This window comes from Thalassobacillus devorans MSP14 (assembly GCF_000496835.1).
Classification (GTDB): domain Bacteria; phylum Bacillota; class Bacilli; order Bacillales; family Halobacillaceae; genus Thalassobacillus; species Thalassobacillus devorans_B.
This window is the reverse complement of sequence record NZ_KI543239.1, coordinates 138,922-154,499: the sequence shown is the minus strand read 5'-3', so window position 1 is coordinate 154,499 and position 15,578 is coordinate 138,922. Positions and strand designations below refer to the sequence as shown.

General features: G+C 41.6%; 18 protein-coding genes. 6 read left to right on the top strand and 12 right to left on the bottom strand.

Features of this window, described 5'->3' with window-relative positions; translation table 11 throughout:
* Both P855_RS21630 and P855_RS0119780 read right to left on the bottom strand, forming a co-directional pair.
* A complete protein-coding gene (locus P855_RS21630; RefSeq protein ID WP_051353341.1) occupies positions 1 to 639 on the bottom strand; it encodes a Type 1 glutamine amidotransferase-like domain-containing protein in 639 nt (212 codons plus the stop codon).
* Between the two features lie 704 nt (positions 640 to 1,343).
* Positions 1,344 to 1,763 (bottom strand): organic hydroperoxide resistance protein, encoded by a 420-nt coding sequence (locus tag P855_RS0119780; RefSeq protein ID WP_028785164.1) that lies wholly within the window; start codon positions 1,761 to 1,763, stop codon positions 1,344 to 1,346.
* Positions 1,764 to 2,036: 273 nt separating this feature from the next.
* On the opposite strand from P855_RS0119780, the gene P855_RS0119775 reads away from it, so the two are divergent.
* Positions 2,037 to 2,588 (top strand): NADPH-dependent FMN reductase, encoded by a 552-nt coding sequence (locus P855_RS0119775; protein WP_028785163.1) that lies wholly within the window; start codon positions 2,037 to 2,039, stop codon positions 2,586 to 2,588.
* Positions 2,589 to 2,634: 46 nt separating this feature from the next.
* Here P855_RS0119775 and P855_RS22725 read toward each other — a convergent pair whose 3' ends face one another.
* Complete coding sequence (locus P855_RS22725) at positions 2,635 to 3,252, bottom strand: lytic transglycosylase domain-containing protein (protein WP_028785162.1); 618 nt, start codon at positions 3,250 to 3,252, stop codon at positions 2,635 to 2,637.
* 209 nt (positions 3,253 to 3,461) lie between these two features.
* On the opposite strand from P855_RS22725, the gene P855_RS0119765 reads away from it, so the two are divergent.
* Complete coding sequence (locus P855_RS0119765) at positions 3,462 to 3,998, top strand: DUF2179 domain-containing protein (protein WP_037986651.1); 537 nt, start codon at positions 3,462 to 3,464, stop codon at positions 3,996 to 3,998.
* 101 nt (positions 3,999 to 4,099) lie between these two features.
* Here the strand turns inward: P855_RS0119765 and P855_RS0119760 are convergent, their stop codons facing one another.
* Positions 4,100 to 4,555: a YueI family protein gene (locus P855_RS0119760; RefSeq protein ID WP_419177289.1), complete on the bottom strand. Its 456-nt coding sequence runs from the start codon at positions 4,553 to 4,555 to the stop codon at positions 4,100 to 4,102.
* A 46-nt stretch (positions 4,556 to 4,601) separates the two neighbouring features.
* Positions 4,602 to 5,489, bottom strand: a complete 888-nt coding sequence (locus P855_RS0119755) for a diacylglycerol/lipid kinase family protein (RefSeq protein ID WP_028785159.1) — start codon at positions 5,487 to 5,489, stop codon at positions 4,602 to 4,604.
* Positions 5,490 to 5,741: 252 nt separating this feature from the next.
* Here P855_RS0119755 and P855_RS0119750 point away from each other — a divergent pair, with 252 nt between their 5' ends.
* Positions 5,742 to 6,953, top strand: a complete 1,212-nt coding sequence (locus P855_RS0119750; protein WP_028785158.1) for an NAD(P)/FAD-dependent oxidoreductase — start codon at positions 5,742 to 5,744, stop codon at positions 6,951 to 6,953.
* 210 nt (positions 6,954 to 7,163) lie between these two features.
* Here the strand turns inward: P855_RS0119750 and P855_RS21425 are convergent, their stop codons facing one another.
* The 4 genes from P855_RS21425 to P855_RS0119720 all read right to left on the bottom strand — a co-directional run bounded on the left by P855_RS21425 (position 7,164) and on the right by P855_RS0119720 (position 10,933).
* Positions 7,164 to 7,670, bottom strand: coding sequence for a hypothetical protein (locus P855_RS21425; protein WP_051353340.1), 507 nt, complete (start codon positions 7,668 to 7,670; stop codon positions 7,164 to 7,166).
* A gap of 329 nt (positions 7,671 to 7,999) precedes the next feature.
* Positions 8,000 to 8,209: a zinc ribbon domain-containing protein gene (locus P855_RS0119735; RefSeq protein ID WP_028785157.1), complete on the bottom strand. Its 210-nt coding sequence runs from the start codon at positions 8,207 to 8,209 to the stop codon at positions 8,000 to 8,002.
* A gap of 739 nt (positions 8,210 to 8,948) precedes the next feature.
* Positions 8,949 to 10,403 carry an aldehyde dehydrogenase family protein gene (locus P855_RS0119725; protein WP_028785156.1) on the bottom strand — a complete coding sequence of 485 codons (1,455 nt, stop codon included), beginning with the start codon at positions 10,401 to 10,403 and terminating at the stop codon, positions 8,949 to 8,951.
* A gap of 83 nt (positions 10,404 to 10,486) precedes the next feature.
* Positions 10,487 to 10,933 (bottom strand): GNAT family N-acetyltransferase, encoded by a 447-nt coding sequence (locus P855_RS0119720; protein WP_028785155.1) that lies wholly within the window; start codon positions 10,931 to 10,933, stop codon positions 10,487 to 10,489.
* A 156-nt stretch (positions 10,934 to 11,089) separates the two neighbouring features.
* Here P855_RS0119720 and P855_RS0119715 point away from each other — a divergent pair, with 156 nt between their 5' ends.
* The gene (locus tag P855_RS0119715; RefSeq protein WP_028785154.1) at positions 11,090 to 12,475 is read left to right on the top strand and encodes a DUF2254 domain-containing protein; all 1,386 of its coding nucleotides are present in this window, start codon (positions 11,090 to 11,092) and stop codon (positions 12,473 to 12,475) included.
* A gap of 4 nt (positions 12,476 to 12,479) precedes the next feature.
* Here P855_RS0119715 and P855_RS0119710 read toward each other — a convergent pair whose 3' ends face one another.
* On the bottom strand, positions 12,480 to 12,752 hold the full coding sequence (locus tag P855_RS0119710) for a hypothetical protein (RefSeq protein WP_084315781.1): 273 nt from the start codon (positions 12,750 to 12,752) through the stop codon (positions 12,480 to 12,482).
* A gap of 165 nt (positions 12,753 to 12,917) precedes the next feature.
* On the opposite strand from P855_RS0119710, the gene P855_RS0119705 reads away from it, so the two are divergent.
* Both P855_RS0119705 and P855_RS0119700 read left to right on the top strand, forming a co-directional pair.
* On the top strand, positions 12,918 to 13,835 hold the full coding sequence (locus P855_RS0119705; protein WP_028785152.1) for a cation diffusion facilitator family transporter: 918 nt from the start codon (positions 12,918 to 12,920) through the stop codon (positions 13,833 to 13,835).
* Positions 13,828 to 14,136 carry an ArsR/SmtB family transcription factor gene (locus P855_RS0119700; protein WP_028785151.1) on the top strand — a complete coding sequence of 103 codons (309 nt, stop codon included), beginning with the start codon at positions 13,828 to 13,830 and terminating at the stop codon, positions 14,134 to 14,136. Before P855_RS0119705 ends, P855_RS0119700 begins: the two co-directional genes overlap by 8 nt.
* Positions 14,137 to 14,217: 81 nt before the next feature.
* Here P855_RS0119700 and P855_RS0119695 read toward each other — a convergent pair whose 3' ends face one another.
* Positions 14,218 to 14,640, bottom strand: a complete 423-nt coding sequence (locus tag P855_RS0119695) for a pyridoxamine 5'-phosphate oxidase family protein (protein ID WP_028785150.1) — start codon at positions 14,638 to 14,640, stop codon at positions 14,218 to 14,220.
* A gap of 104 nt (positions 14,641 to 14,744) precedes the next feature.
* Positions 14,745 to 15,440, bottom strand: coding sequence for a class I SAM-dependent methyltransferase (locus P855_RS0119690; protein WP_028785149.1), 696 nt, complete (start codon positions 15,438 to 15,440; stop codon positions 14,745 to 14,747).
* Between the last annotated feature and the right edge of the window lie 138 nt (positions 15,441 to 15,578).

The following is a 15,578-nucleotide window of genomic DNA, read 5'->3' as shown; positions in this document are numbered from 1 at the left end:
TTAAAATTCAATCACGTGACCGAAATATTCACGCTTATTCCCCTCTATCACTATTCCACTCCTGTCGGGACAGGCATAGACCTTACTTCCCATTCCTGTTAAATCTTTTACTGCTTCAAGCTGCCGGAAATCTCCCTTCCAATGGGGATAGAAGTGAAAATCAGCAAGAGCAATTCCTCCATATTCGGTTGGATGTAAGTAAGAACCTGCTAAATACTTGGCATCTACATATTCAGCCGCTAGAATACTTTCAGTCAAAATCATGGCGCCCGCGCTTACTCCAATCAGCACACCACCTTTTTCAGCATACTCCCGGAGCCAGCTAAGCATGTTCCGTTCTCTTAATCTATTTAAAAAATAAAAGGTGTTCCCACCTGATAAAAATATGGCATCACAGTTACCTAAATTCCCCAGTAGCTTCTTTTCAAACGCCTGGTCAACATCGAAGTATAGGTAATCAACAAAACCTGCTTGCTCAAGCTGCTGCTTTGCCGGGTAAAAATATGTACCTTCAGGATCTGTCTGGGATGGAATATAACCTAACTTTGGTTTATCCTTACCAACCAAATTCATAATTCTATGCTCCAAATCACCTGGAAGGGATTCTTTCCACTCACTTAGTAACACTAGACGTATCATTCCTTATCACCTCTATTGACTAACTTAATGGCTCTCAGTGAAACATTGCAGTTGTTTTTCATAAAAGGCTTATTCCACAATTGGGCCGGATTATAGAAGACTCAGTTTCAAGGTTCTTTACCATAAAAGCGTTAGGGGTGGCTTGGAAACTACTCGCTTTCCTGCGGGGGACCTAGCAAGCTTCCTCGGGCTAAAGCCCTGCGGGATCTTGCCTAGCTCCTTCTCCCGCGGGAGTCTCGCAGTTTCCCAACCACCCCATCCGAAGGATGGGAGAAACGAACCCCTGCCATACATAAAGATGTCTTCCACAATTCATCGCCAAACAAGGCCCTTTGTAGCTATTAGTATGGTTGGATGACTCTGCCTGCCAATGTTTCCGTTAGTCTTACAATGCAAGGAGGGCCGGGAAATTGCGAGTCCTCGAAAATGCTACGCATTTTCTTTGTGCGGTGTCTATTCAAGAAGCTCATTCAAAGTCCAATGGGAGGATAGGACATGGTGAAATCCCGCAAGGCGGAGCCTGAGGAAGCTCACCGTCCACCCATGGAAAGCGAGTGATTTCCCGGACCTCCAAACGCCCATCACCATAACGGAAACAGTTTCTCTCGAAACTGAGTATTCCGTAAAAGGGAGCTTATACAGAACTAACTTATAAAACAGGTCTTAAGCCACCAAGGATGACTCAAGACCTTATCTGAAATCTCTTATACTGCTTTCGGTTTTAACTGCACATCCACATTTCCTCGGGTAGCTTTAGAATATGGGCAAACCTGGTGGGCTGATTGTGCTAATGACTCCGCCTCTTCCTGGGTTACACCTTTTATTTCTATATTCAAGACTACCCCTATTTTAAATCCATTATCTTCAGGATCTTTCATTAAACTGACATCAGCCTTTAAGGTTGACTCTATCTCTTTCTTCTCTTTACTTGCCACAAGATTCAAAGCACCGTCATAGCAAGCGGCATAAGCAGCTGCAAAAAGTTGCTCTGGATTAGTGCCTTTTTCGTCTTTGTCTTCATTAGGCATCACAACATTTAAGTCGATCATTCCATCATCTGATTTTACATGTCCATCACGCCCGCCTTTCGCAGTAGCATGGGCAGTAAATAATACATCACTCATCTTATTCTCACTCCTTCACTTATTATTCAAGCATTATTTGTTATTCCTTATTTCCAAGTCTTTCAAACTCTTTTGTGTCCATATGCTTAACATCACACATCCATCTTCTTCCCATATAATAGGTATGTTCCCAATTCTCACTCAATTTATCTTAAAAGCCTGCGCTCAGAGTCGATAATTGCTAATTTACAGCGAATGATTTAAGATTATCAATGGATTGAGAAAACATTAAACTAATAATAGGTCACTTTCAGATAAAGGAGATGAAAAGGGATGAGAATTGCATTAATCAACGGTACCATTGTTGGAAATAAAACCAAAACCCTTCTAGAAGAAACAGAAAAATTCATTAAAGAAGCATCTGATAAATATGATACAGACATCATTAACCTTGAGGATTTTAACATGCAATTCATCGATGGTCGGCCAAATGATCAGTACAATGAGGACATGCAAAAACTGATAAAGCAAATCGAAGAAGCAGATGCTTATATTATCGCTACTCCGATTTTCCAAGGATCTATCCCAGGCACACTTAAAAATTTATTTGATGGCTTATCTCCACGAGCAATGCGGTATAAGCCGGTCTCCATCGTAGCTAATGGTGGTACACTTCAACATCACCTCGTTATTGAAAATCAATTGAAGCCTATTCTGAACTATTTCCGTTGCCTGGTAACACCAAATTACGTCTATACCCATACGAATCATTTTTCCACGCAGGGAGAATTGATTGACGAAGATGTCATCAACCGTTTGAAAGTATTAGCAAACGTTTTTGTAGAGTATATGGAAATGAGCAAAAACCTTCCATCGGAAGACTGATCAAAAAGACCGCAGTGAGAGAAGGATCTTTCTACTGCGGTCTTTTTCATACTCTTGATAAAACTTTATGTACATAATTCTGTGTTTCTTTAAAAGGTGGAATATCCCCATATTTATCTACATTTCCAGGGCCTGCGTTGTAAGCGGCTAAAGCGAGTTCATTATTCCCTTCATAGCGATCAAGCATTTGTTTCAAATATTTAGTACCGGCCATAATATTTTGCTGTGGATCAAACGCATCCGTGACCCCGAGCCCTCTTGCGGTCTCTGGCATCAGTTGCATTAGTCCTTGTGCCCCTGCATGACTGACAGCTAAGGCATTAAAGTTTGATTCATGCTGGATGACAGAACGAATCAAGTTTTCTTTTACTCCAAATGTTTTTGAAGCCGTTTCAATCCACTGGTCAATAGTTTTCCTTGTTTCACTGGGTGGATTAGGTGACACGTTTAATGAGAAGGTCGCAGGATTTGGCTGTTCCGGGAATGCAGCAACTGAACCCACCGATTCAGCAGATGATTGTCTTGGTTCAGATTCTGTTGACATAGTTGCCTGCAAAACACTATGAAAGGCCATGTCCATCAAATTGTCCGCCATGGAACTTTTTCTGTTCATTGCTGACAAGGCTTGCATCTGGATTATTTGCTGCATACTTTTTATATCCAATCTCTCCACCTGCTTTTTCTTGTATTAGCTACTAACATTTTACATTTATTTTCATCATACAACAATATTCCCCAGGAAATAATTATTTTCACTCATTTAGCTCCTTCGCTTAAGTATTTCATAAAATTAAAGTTTCCTTAATAGTCTTAAAGGTAATGAAGTATTATAATTGAAATTAAAATGTCTTAGATATTGGAGTGTTATATGTAATGGAAGCATTAATTATTTTTGTTGCCCAGTTAGTATTGGTACCAATTGTTACGATCCGGACTATCCTAGTCGTGAAAGGGATTCGAAATGTTGCGGCCTTCATTGGTATTTTTGAAGGATTCATTTATGTCATTTCCTTAGGGCTGGTATTTAGTGATTTATCAAATATATGGAATATGGTCGCTTATGCTTTTGGTTTTGGAATAGGACTTTTCTTAGGAAGTCTACTCGAAACCAAACTGCAAATCGGTTATGTCACATTCCAGGTCAATTTAATGAATCGAAACGAGGAACTGGTACGAACACTGCGCGCATCCGGGTTCGGTGTTACGACTTATATCGGTGAAGGTATTGAAGATCATCGTTACCGACTGGATGTATTGGCGAAAAGAAACCGTGAGAAAGAGTTCATGGATATTATTGATCACATGGACCCGAAAGCTTTTGTTGTTTCGTACGAACCACGCACCTTCAAAGGCGGCTTCCTGACTAAACGAATGAAAAAACGTCAGGAACAAGCGGAATCGAACGCCTGAATAGAAGGCAGTTCAATATCTGCCAATACTAAATAAAACGTACTGCCCCCCATAAATGAAGCCCCCATAGATGCATATCGCCTGCCGCTATGGGGGCTGTTTTATTTACCCTTAAATATTTTCTTCAAAAAACCGGTGATACCCTCAGCTTCCTGTGCTGATTCGTTACTACTTTCTTCTACCACCTCTTCAAAGAAAATGTTTTGCTTTTCAATCGCATGGTCGCAGGTGAGAACAGCTCCTATATCAGTTTCCGATTCCCTGTTAGAAATCGTCGTATGATGTAATCCATATTTATCAGCCACAGCTTTATAGTCCTTCAGGAAACGGTAGCTGATATTACCATTTAAAAGCAGCTTGGCTTCAGGGTTATCCTTTATCTCCTGTTCTAAATTATCCAACCCTTTATTTTGTATTACTTGTCCTTTAGTCAAAGCTAAAACGACTCTCTCACGAAGCGTTCCTAAAAAACGTTTCCTCTCAGCCGGTTTCGTTTCCCTCGCACCATATATTCCTTCTTGCAGATAATCATCGACATCTTTTTTCAATGCTGCCACTCCTAATGAACAATCGGTACAATGTAAATTTACTATAGTTAAAAAATCAATCCAATTCAGGGACAACCACTTCGATATGGCTTGTCTTCACTTCCATCTCAACAGGTAAACGATCCCCTTGTTCTCCATCTACATTGGTCACCAGTGGATCAGGAGATGAAACCTTCAGGTGTTTAGCCGTAAAGTATTCTACATCTTCCTCTTCTTTTAATTCTCCTTTAAGAATCGCTGTTGCGATAGAAGCTAACCGGATCATATTCACCTGCTTGATGACATAGCAATGCAGCATGCCATCATCTACTCTCGCTTCAGGTGTCAACTTTTCAAACCCCCCGGTAGATCGCGTCAATGCAGCCAGAAATAATAAGGAATCCCCTTCCCATTTCTTTTCGTCGTATTCAATATTCAACGGGTAGGCTCTGTTTGAAGTTAATTCTTTTAACCCTTCCAACACATAGGCAAGCGGACCCAGCTTTGTCTTTTGATCTGGGGTGACATCATAAGTAGCTTCAGCGATAGCGCCGACTGCTACAATATTGACAAAATATCGGTCGTTGAATTTACCAATGTCCACCTTCTTCGTATGATCAGATTTCAACAGCTTTATTGCTTCTTCCGGATCGAGAGGTATATTCAAAGCACGGGCAAAATCATTGACCGTACCTAACGGGATAATCCCCAGTTTTGGTCTATGGAGCTGATCTACCAGCCCATTGATAGTCTCATGCAATGTGCCGTCTCCACCTAAGGAAACGACCATATCGTATTCATTTGTACAGGCATCTTGACAAAAATAAGTGGCGTCCAGCTCTTTTTCCGTTTTGCTGACTGTGGAATCATACCCTTTCTCTTTTAATATTGCTTCTATTTGTTCAATGTATTCCAATGCATTTTCCTTCCCTGAAGAAGGGTTGGCTATAATCATTGCTTTCATGAGTTCTCCACACTCCTGCCCCTAAGCTTTGCAGCTTGGTATTTACAAAATAATATAGTACTCCATCCTTGTACCACATATTCTTGAACACAAAACTATACCAACAATTTTTATCTATATTTGCCGAAATCTAGTCTCACAAATCGGATATTGCTATAATTTATATTAAAACTTTGCTAATATGGGGAAGTAAATAATATAAGAGAAAATGAAACAAGGCTTTACATTCCAACATCGGAAGGAGTTTATGAAATGAGCACAAACAAACCCAGAATTGTTGTCCTTGGCGCTGGATATGCCGGTATGATGACAACAAAGCAATTGACTAAAAAACTCAGCCCTGAAGAAGCAGAAATTGTCCTTGTAAACAAGCATAACTACCACTATCAGACGACCTGGCTGCATGAGGTTGCTGCAGGTACCATCAATACCAATCAGGCTCGTATTATGATCAGTGATGTCATCAACCCGAACCGGGTACGCTTAATCTACGATTCAGTAGTCAAAGTGAATAAAGATCAACAAACAGTTGTCCTGGAAAATGGCGAGTTAAATTATGACTATCTTGTCATTGCACTTGGCTTTGAAACAAACACATTTGGAATCAAAGGTATGGAGGAAAATGCATTTTTCATTCAAGATGTTGACAGTTCACGCCAAATTTACGAACATATTGAATACCAGTTTGCCAAATACAACAATGAAGAAAATCCGAAAGCGGAAAGCCTGTCTATACTTGTCGGTGGAGGCGGATTTACCGGAGTCGAATTTGTTGGGGAGCTTGCTGAACAAGTACCTAAACTTTGCAAAAAGTATGATATTGATCCAGACCTCCCACGTATTATCAATGTGGAAGCAGCACCTTCCATCTTACCTGGATTTGATGAAGAGCTTGTCGCCTATGCCAAAAAATCTCTTGAAGAGCGTGGAGTAGAGTTCCGGGAAGGCGCTAAAATCGCCGAATGTAAAGAAGATGCTTTTGTTGTAAACGAAGGCGAAGAAATCAAAGCCGGGACCATCGTATGGACTGGAGGTGTCACTGGAAACTCGATTCTAAGTAAATCCGGTTTCGAATTGACAAAAGGGAAGGTCACAGTAGAAGACACGCTCCTGGCGCCAGGTGAAAACAATATCTTTATTTTGGGAGACTGTGCATGGGTAATGAATAAAGAAGAAGACCGCCCATACCCACCGACCGCGCAGTCTGCCATGCAACACGCTGATACCTGTGCCACTAACATTAAAGCAATCCTTCATAGTGAACCGTTAGAACCTTTTGTATTTGATAATAAAGGTACCGTAGCTTCTCTGGGAAAATCTGATGCCATGGGCACTGTATTTGACGATAAGAAACTATATGGCAAGACAGCCTCTTCCATGAAGAAAGTAATTGATAATCGTTGGCTCTTCCTGCTTGGGGGTCCGAAGCTAATATTGAAAAAAGGAAAGTTCCGGCCATTCTAGGACGGTTACCGGCCATTATATCTTAAGGAGGTTATTTTATGAAAAAAGGTACCCTTTACTTTTTCCTGGCAGCCCTTGTTACCATTGCAGGGTACGCGATCACGAGCCGTACATTGGAAGATACACGTGATTTCCGCTAAACAAACACTGATGATTCAATATAAAACAGCCTCAGGTGACTGATTATCACAAACCTGAGGCTGTTGTTGTTTATTGCGTTTTATTCTGAGGTGATGCATTGCTGGATGAAGTCTGCGTGTTATTAGCCGCAGAAACATCAGAATCATTGACCATTTCATCCTTTGCCTGCTTTATCTTGTCCCCTGCTTCCTGAAGTTCTTCTCCAGCTTCCTTCGTAGCAGCGATCGCTTCTTTTGCATCATCCTGTACATCGGTTACTTTGTCCAGAATATCTTCATTCGCTTTTTCATAGATATTCCGCAGGCTGGCAACGGCCTCTCTTAGTACAGCAGATGTATCCTGGATACGCTCCATGAGATCATCTTTTGTGCCAGATGGGTTCTCTTTCACATCAGCGGCAAATTGTGAGATCGTTTCTTTGGCCTGATTGGTATTATCAAGAACTTTTTTGCGCGTTGTAGAATCGATCATTGCAAGCGCGCCCCCAGCAACTGCGCCGATTACCATCGCCTTCACTAGTTTACTACTTTTTTGCTCTGGTGTGTTTTGTGCCTGGGTTTGAGTTTGCTGTTCCATCTAACCACTCCTTAAAAGGGATAAATAATAATTTTTGTGTCTTACTAACAGTAATGAATTCCTATCCTTCTATTTAATTACCTTTCTTGAATAAAAGTTAAACTGCAAATTTTTTCCTTTCAATCCCCTTTCCACACATCCTGGTAGGAGGGGTTGGCTTCGAATTTTTTCGGAGCAAAACTGCAGACAAAGTCAAGTAGGGTTATCTTCCTTGCAAGCATACTCTACCACTATGTATCCCTAGTCAACTAAGCATAATTTGATTATAGATTCGTCATGCAATACAGAAAAACCTGACCTGGCATACATGCCAGGCCAGATTTAATAAACTATCCACCAAAAAAGAAATCAAAGATATTTCCTGCAGCGGAAGCTTTCTTATTATAAAATTCCGAGTAGCCACAGTTTTTACAAGATACAACCGTGAACTTATTGTTTTGCACATCCATCATTTTTGATAACCCGGAGCCTGTCATTGACACATCTTTTGTAGTTGCGTCAGTGCTGCCGCATTTAATACAACCTTCACCTGTGTTCATTCATTATTCCCCCTCCAGTACGGTGTTATTAACCTATACGATTCTCCGATCGGAAAGTTTCACCCATTGACTTTAGCTCTGCTGAATTTCAGTATTAATGTTACAGTTAAGCTCCCTTTTCCTGAAGACTCAGTTTCGAGAGAAACTGTTTCCGTTACGATAGTAACGGTTTGGGGGTCAGGGAAATCACTCGCTTTCCATGGGCGGACAGTGAGCTTCCTCAGGCTCCGCCTTGCGGGATCTCACCATGTCCTATCCTCCCATAGGACTTTGAATAAGCTTCTTGAATAAACACCGCACGAAGAAAATGCGTAGCATTTTCGAGGACTCGCAATTTCCCGGCCCTCCTTGCGTTTGTAAGACTAACGGAAACATCGATATGCGGAACCACCATCTTAACAGCTGAAAAGAGCTTATGTCCTGAATCATTGAGCTTTTCATGCAGAAAAATGTGGAAGATATCTTCTCACAACGTAGGGTTCGTTCGTCAAAATATGGATAAGGTGGCGGGGAAACGGTGAGACTCCCGTGGGAGAAGGGGCTAGGCGAGACCCCACAGGTCGTGAAACGGCCGAGGAGGCTTGCCAGCCTCCCCCCACAGGAAAGCGAATCGTTTCCCAGCCACCCTTTCCCCTGTCTCGGTAACGAACCCAAATTACTTTGAAACTGAGTCTTCCACAATTCGGCCATATACTTGAATAAACTAAATAAGGAGGGGATTACTCCCCTCCTATTAGAATTAAAATGGAAATTCGCGATATTCATTTTGTACACTGATCCATTTTTCAGTGGTGAATTTATCAATGGCCCACTGACCGTTGAAACGGCCGACTCCGGAATCTTTTTCACCGCCGAAGGCTACATGCGCTTCGTCGTTTACAGATTGATCATTGACATGAATCATCCCTGTTTCAATTTGATCAGCCACCAGGGCACCACGATGTCTGTCTTCTGTGAATACAGAACCGCTCAGCCCATAAGGCGTGCCATTAGCAAACCGGATTGCCTGTTCTTCATCCTTCACCTGGATGATCGGCATGACTGGGCCAAAAATTTCGTTTTTAGCAATCGGCATTTCATTGGTAACATCCGTCAGCACAATCGGATCCATCAGGTTGCCTTTTACATCACCGTCGACCAATTTCGTTGCTCCTTGCTGCACACTTTCTTCAATATCTTTCTGGATACGTTCGACTTGATCACGGTTGATCAATGGTCCTACTACCGTACCATCCTCGGAAGGATCACCAGCTTTCAATCCTTCTACTTTCTTTCTGAATGCTTCTACAAAATCATCATGAACCTGCTCATGAACTATGACACGGTTGATCGCCATGCATATCTGCCCCTGATGCAGGTATTTACCAAACGCAGCTGCTTCTACGGCCTTATCGATATCTGCATCTTCAAGAACGATCATGGCATTATTGCCGCCGAGTTCCAGTGTTGTTTCTTTAATATTTTTCCCTGCAAGTTCACCGATATGGCTGCCTACTTCTGTGGAACCTGTAAAGGAAAATACTTTCGGAATCGGATGAGTCAGGAAGTCATCTCCAATTTCAGAACCGCGACCGACCACTACATTCAAGACACCTGCCGGAAATCCGGCTTCTTCAAATAGATCCGCAATCAACAGGCCAGCAGTAACCGGTGCATCCGATGCAGGTTTCACTACTACTGTATTACCAGTTGCAATTGCAGGTGCTATCGAACGCAGCGCCAAATGGAATGGGAAGTTCCATGGACCAATGACACCTACGACTCCCTTTGCTTTACGATAAACACGGTTTTCTTTTCCTGGTGTATTGGAAGGTAAAATCGTGCCTGTCATCCTAGCAGGAAAAGAAACAGACTCCTTCACAATCGCTCTGGCTGCCTGAAATTCAATTTCTGACTTGATTTTTGTACTTCCTGATTCCTTGATCAGCCAATCAATGATTTCCTCTTTCCGATCATCCATGATTTGGACAAGTCTCTCAAAATTGGCCTGCTTTTCAGCAGGAAGCGACTTCTCCCATTCTTTTTGTGCCTGCTTTGCACCTTTATATGCTTTATCTAAATCCTCTGCATTGGCAGAAGGAATGACCCCAATCACTTCTTCTGTATAAGGATTGATATTTTCTACCTTTTTATCACTTGAGCCTGCTAACCACTCTCCGTTGATATATTGTTTCGTGAACTGTTGTTGGCTCATCGTTATATACCTCCAATGTTTTATTATACATCTCTTATTTTCCACCTTATAGAGGAATTCAAACAAGCGATATGCATCAGGTATCAATCAAGCTGCAACAGCATATCCACATGGGGGATGCCATCATCCATATAGACATCGGAAATTTCCTTGAACCCGAAAGAGCTGTAAAAATGTCGGAGGTGCTCTTGCCCCTGAAGAAATATTTCCTTTACTTCACCCTGGTCTTTCACAGCTGAGATAGCTTTATTCATAAGCTCCTCGGCATATCCCTGTCTCCGGTATTTCTGGTTGACCACCACTCTCCCTATCGAAACATAAGGATACTTGTCTCCCGCAGGAACTAACCGGCAATAAGCAATGATTTCATTCGCTTCCTCAAGCCAAAGGTGTGTAGAAGTTTCATCGTGGTCATCCAGTTCCGGATACGCACATTCTTGTTCTACGACAAATATGTCCACCCGTAATTTCAGAATTTGATATAACTTCTTGTTAGATAATTGTTGAAATGATTGCTGTTTCCATTCCAAAAGCTTTCACTCCTCCGTGTTATCGAATAAATGTATTAGATTGTCAGAAACTAGTAATCATCACCCTTGTCCTTTCATTTCTGGTTTTATCCGACTATAGACAGGGTAACTGCCTATTATTCAATCATTATTATAGTTATAAAGGGGTATGCAAGCATGATGAGTAAAATTTTGCCGTTCGACCTGCTAAAATATTTTCAGATGTCTAAACGACAGCGCCAGCATGAGCTACAAAAAACATTGTGGTTTACACCCTTCGTCTATGTAGCATCCGCTTTGCTGCTTACTGCCATAACACTTTATTTAGATTATCAAGTGGAATTATCCCAATATGTACCTACCTTTTTCCATGCCCGGGCCTCTGCTTCTCAAACGTTGCTAGCAGCCCTGATCGGTGGCATTCTGACACTAAGTGCCTTTACGCTGAACTCCGTTCTTGTTGTATTGACCACATTCAGCGGTCAATTCTCACCTCGAATGCTGGTGAACTTCGTAGCTGATCGGAAAACACAACATGTACTGGGGATTTTCCATGGAAGCTTTGTCTATGTACTTGTTGTATTCCTGTTTGTCACCAGCCAACGCAATGAATACTATGTAGCCATCCCCGGGACAACGGTATTTCTCGCATTTCTTACTGTGATGGTTTTTATTTTCTTCATCAACCATGCTGTCACATGGATGCAGGTGCACAATATAACCATTACGATGAACAATGCATCAAAAGAAATCATCAAAGAAACGCTTCATAATGAATTAGAGGAATTCCGGACCAATGAACCCGGCGACTTATATGAGCGCTACAAAGGCGAAGAAGTGATTGTCACTGCTCCACGAGTAGGGTACATCCAATTAATCCAATTCCAGGCTATATTAGAAGAAGCAAGAAAAGATGATATCATTATCAAACTACATGCCAAAGTAGGTGATTTCACTTTAGTAAATAACCGGCTCTTTTCCTATTGGGGGCCAGGTAAAGAACAAATAGATGAAGAAAAATATCGCAGTCTGATTGAGATCGGCCATAAAGAAACGGAGATTCAGGACATAAAAATGGGAATGACCAAGCTGGCTGAAATTGGGGTTAAAAGTATCAGTAATAATGACCCGAACACTACCATTAATACAATTCATCAGATGGCAGACCTGCTTGTTTCGGTTGATAGTTACATCACCTTTACCCCTTATTTGCATGACTCAGAAAAACAGGTACGAATCATCATGGACTCCGAAGATTTTGGTTACTATCTATATCGAGGATTCGGGTATATACGGCATTATGCGCGAGAAAATTATCCGATTATCACAGAAATAATCGTCGCCCTCACGTTGGCAGCCCAAACCATCGATCCCGATAAACATGATGCACTTTGGGAGTTTGCCAACAATACAGTCGACCATATCGGAACGGAGTTCATCTATGACATGGACAGGAAATATTTATTAGATAAATTATATGATCTGGCTTTGATGACGGATCATGAACTCGATTACTACAAGGCTGAACGCAGACTCTTAAAGGTGCAGCCAACTGACTTCTGACATATCATCTGATTGATTTGTATGCTGCAATGAATTCATCAGGGGGGGTGTTCAATTTAAATGGTACCACCCCCTGGTTTGTGTGTAGATACAATAACCCTACCCCCTCCCTGACTGGACGGTAGGAGATATCAAAGACGTTCTTCAACGCAAAACGATAGTCACGGGAAATGATTTCCGTTTCAGTCAACACCAATTCATGATTAGTTTCCACATAATGCTGGCCATCAATGTCGACTTTCCTGACTGTGTCGATGTAAGGCTGGGCGACTATCATCATCCACCTCCAAAAGATATAAGTTATCGTACATTGTAGCGCATAACATAGGAATTATCATTGTTCATGCTTTTATAAATATTGTTGACAATCTTCTTTTATTTACATACGATACATATATGCACATATACTCATATAAACACATGAAAGAAAAGAGGGCTTACCATGTCACACCACCACCATCATCACCATGACCATACCACAGGTAATATTAAAGTGGCATTCTTCCTTAATTTCACTTTCACCATCATCGAAATTATCGGCGGCATTATGACCAATAGCATGGCGATTTTATCCGATGCCCTGCATGATTTAGGCGACTCCTTGTCTTTAGGGCTTGCCTGGTTCCTGCAGAATTTCTCTAAAAAAGGGAAAACGAAAAATTTCTCTTTTGGCTACAAACGTTTTTCTTTATTGGCCGCCTTAATTAACAGTATCGTTCTAATTGTCGGGTCGGTCTTCATCTTGACAGAAGCCATTCCCCGATTACTAAACCCTGCGCAACCAGACCCTGGCGGAATGATCATACTTGCCATATTAGGTATCATCGTCAATGGTGCCGCTGTCTTCCGGCTGCGCGGCGGAGAATCGATGAATTCGAAAGTGATGACCTGGCACCTGCTTGAAGACGTTCTTGGTTGGGCTGCTGTCCTGCTGGTCAGTATCATCATGTTCTTTGCAGATTTACCAATCCTTGATCCAATCGCATCCATCGGTATTACGATCTTCATTTTATATAACGTAGTTAAAAATCTGACCCAAACGATGCGCTTGTTTTTAGAAGGTGTCCCTGAAAATATCAATTACCACGATATCATTGATAAAATGAACCAGCTGTCAAACGTAGAGTCGACACACCACACTCACCTTTGGTCTCTGGACGGGGAACATCACGCTTTCTCCACTCATATTGTGGTTCCTAAAGATGCTACTAAAGACCAAGTCTGTACTATCAAAGAGGAAGTAAAGGAAATCATAGAACCTATCCACTTAGATCATATTACAATCGAAATCGAGTATGAGGATGAACGATGTTCCGTAAAGGAAAACGATGACGAGGAGGGAGAGGTGCAGCATGGATGACTCTAACTATATAGACCTGGACGAGGAAACATTGTTTCTCGTGTCTCAAACCTTTAAAGCACTATCGGACCCGACAAGAATCAGGATATTGAATTTGTTATTCAACCGGGAGTTCAGTGTCAACGAAATTTCCGAACACCTCCACTTACGGCAATCAACTGTTTCCCATCAATTACGTTTCTTAAAAAATCTGCGCCTTGTTAAATTCCGGCGTGAAGGAACTTCCATTTATTACTCTCATGATGACGAACATGTATTGAACGTATTGAATGAAACGATTCAGCATGCATTGCACCATTAAGAAGGCATACACCAAAAAACAACAGGAAAACTCTATTAGAATAAAAAACGCGCCCCAGCTAAGCCAGGGCGCGTTTTTTCATTACAATTCCAGGGTTTGAGGTGTAGTATCTCCTTTATTCATCAGCCTAACCTGTTCTGGAGTGATTTTAAGAATAATGTATTCTGGATCCTCGGGGCCATCGAACCAGTTTTTCATATAATCATTCCAAAACTGTTCCTTCAGCTCTTTATCTTCTTTAATTTCAGCTTTCCCTTCTACTTCCAGGTAGGCATCTCCAAATCCCTCTCCTTCATAGCCGATCAGGATATGCACATAGGGGTTAGCTTCTATTTCTTCAGCTTTATGAGTCTCTTTGTTGGTCGGCGTATATAATGTTAATTCTTTATTGAAAAACGTCATGTAGCGGGAATGGGGACGGTTATTTTTCACCGTTGCCAAAGTTCCTACCTTATTGTTCTCCAATACCTGGAGTACTTTATCTTTTAACTCCTGATTGTTCATCGCTGTCATCTCTCCTTCCGTTTTGATTAGTTTTCCTTAAGGGAAGAAAAGTTAAACACACGAAATAATTAGTTTCTTGCTATTTTACTGACTAGAACCTTCATTCAAATTTTATTAAGACTTTTTTCAAGCATGAATACCCACATAAAAGTAAGAGCTTGCTGTAATTCAACCGGGAGGCCCTTCAGCCGTTTATCACTCACTCCACGTTTATATACACCATGGCCATCGATAACTTTCAAACCCATTTCTTCAGCCAGCGTTTTAAATTCCCACGGCATCATCGTATTGCAGATGACGTCTTCCCCATATAACCGCCGGTAACTATTTTTACGTGGTGCCGCTGTCGGGCCGAGAACTCCAATGCATAATTTCCCGCCTGGACGAAGGATTCGTACCATTTCTTTTAAGCCATCAGAAGGAACTTCTGTCCATTCCAGACAATTGATCGCCATGATGGCATCAAAACTTTCTTTGTCTAAATCCAATCCAGCCAGATCCCCCTGTATAAACGTCAATTCCCCCATCTTCAGCTGACGTTTCGCCCGTTCAACCATTGCTGGGGAAATATCGATCCCTGTCACTTGATATCCTGCTTGATGCAAACGATAGGATCCATACCCATCCCCGCAGCCGATATCTGCGATGGTAGCATCTGGTGCAATGTGTTTTTGTATAAAGGGAATGATCGTCTTCCGACTTCCTTCATCCCACATGTCTTTACTGTTCTGGTTCCAAAAATCAACGCGATCGTCCCATTGTCGTTCAGCTTCTTTATGCCATGCAAACTTCTTATTCATGCCTTCTTCCTCCTGTCTGTACGCTATATAATATTATTCTACAGTTTATGTATAACTCCTTTCACGAGAAATATCTTGCATATAGCTTTTGAATTCGTTATCATTAAAACACAAGATAAGCTAATCAAAGAACAATAA

Excerpts from the sequence above, each read along its gene's own strand:
- P855_RS0119755 (WP_028785159.1), bottom strand. The coding sequence starts at position 5,489 with ATGAAAGCAATGATTATAGCCAACCCTTCTTCAGGGAAGGAAAATGCA.
- P855_RS21425 (WP_051353340.1), bottom strand. The coding sequence starts at position 7,670 with ATGGAACAGCAAACTCAAACCCAGGCACAAAACACACCAGAGCAAAAA.
- P855_RS21630 (WP_051353341.1), bottom strand. The coding sequence starts at position 639 with ATGATACGTCTAGTGTTACTAAGTGAGTGGAAAGAATCCCTTCCAGGT.
- P855_RS0119735 (WP_028785157.1), bottom strand. The coding sequence starts at position 8,209 with ATGAACACAGGTGAAGGTTGTATTAAATGCGGCAGCACTGACGCAACT.
- P855_RS0119765 (WP_037986651.1), top strand. The coding sequence starts at position 3,462 with ATGGAAGCATTAATTATTTTTGTTGCCCAGTTAGTATTGGTACCAATT.
- P855_RS0119700 (WP_028785151.1), top strand. The coding sequence starts at position 13,828 with ATGGATGACTCTAACTATATAGACCTGGACGAGGAAACATTGTTTCTC.
- P855_RS0119775 (WP_028785163.1), top strand. The coding sequence starts at position 2,037 with ATGAGAATTGCATTAATCAACGGTACCATTGTTGGAAATAAAACCAAA.
- P855_RS0119690 (WP_028785149.1), bottom strand. The coding sequence starts at position 15,440 with ATGAATAAGAAGTTTGCATGGCATAAAGAAGCTGAACGACAATGGGAC.
- P855_RS0119710 (WP_084315781.1), bottom strand. The coding sequence starts at position 12,752 with ATGATAGTCGCCCAGCCTTACATCGACACAGTCAGGAAAGTCGACATT.
- P855_RS0119780 (WP_028785164.1), bottom strand. The coding sequence starts at position 1,763 with ATGAGTGATGTATTATTTACTGCCCATGCTACTGCGAAAGGCGGGCGT.
- P855_RS0119715 (WP_028785154.1), top strand. The coding sequence starts at position 11,090 with ATGATGAGTAAAATTTTGCCGTTCGACCTGCTAAAATATTTTCAGATG.
- P855_RS0119695 (WP_028785150.1), bottom strand. The coding sequence starts at position 14,640 with ATGAACAATCAGGAGTTAAAAGATAAAGTACTCCAGGTATTGGAGAAC.
- P855_RS0119750 (WP_028785158.1), top strand. The coding sequence starts at position 5,742 with ATGAGCACAAACAAACCCAGAATTGTTGTCCTTGGCGCTGGATATGCC.
- P855_RS0119705 (WP_028785152.1), top strand. The coding sequence starts at position 12,918 with ATGTCACACCACCACCATCATCACCATGACCATACCACAGGTAATATT.
- P855_RS0119725 (WP_028785156.1), bottom strand. The coding sequence starts at position 10,403 with ATGAGCCAACAACAGTTCACGAAACAATATATCAACGGAGAGTGGTTA.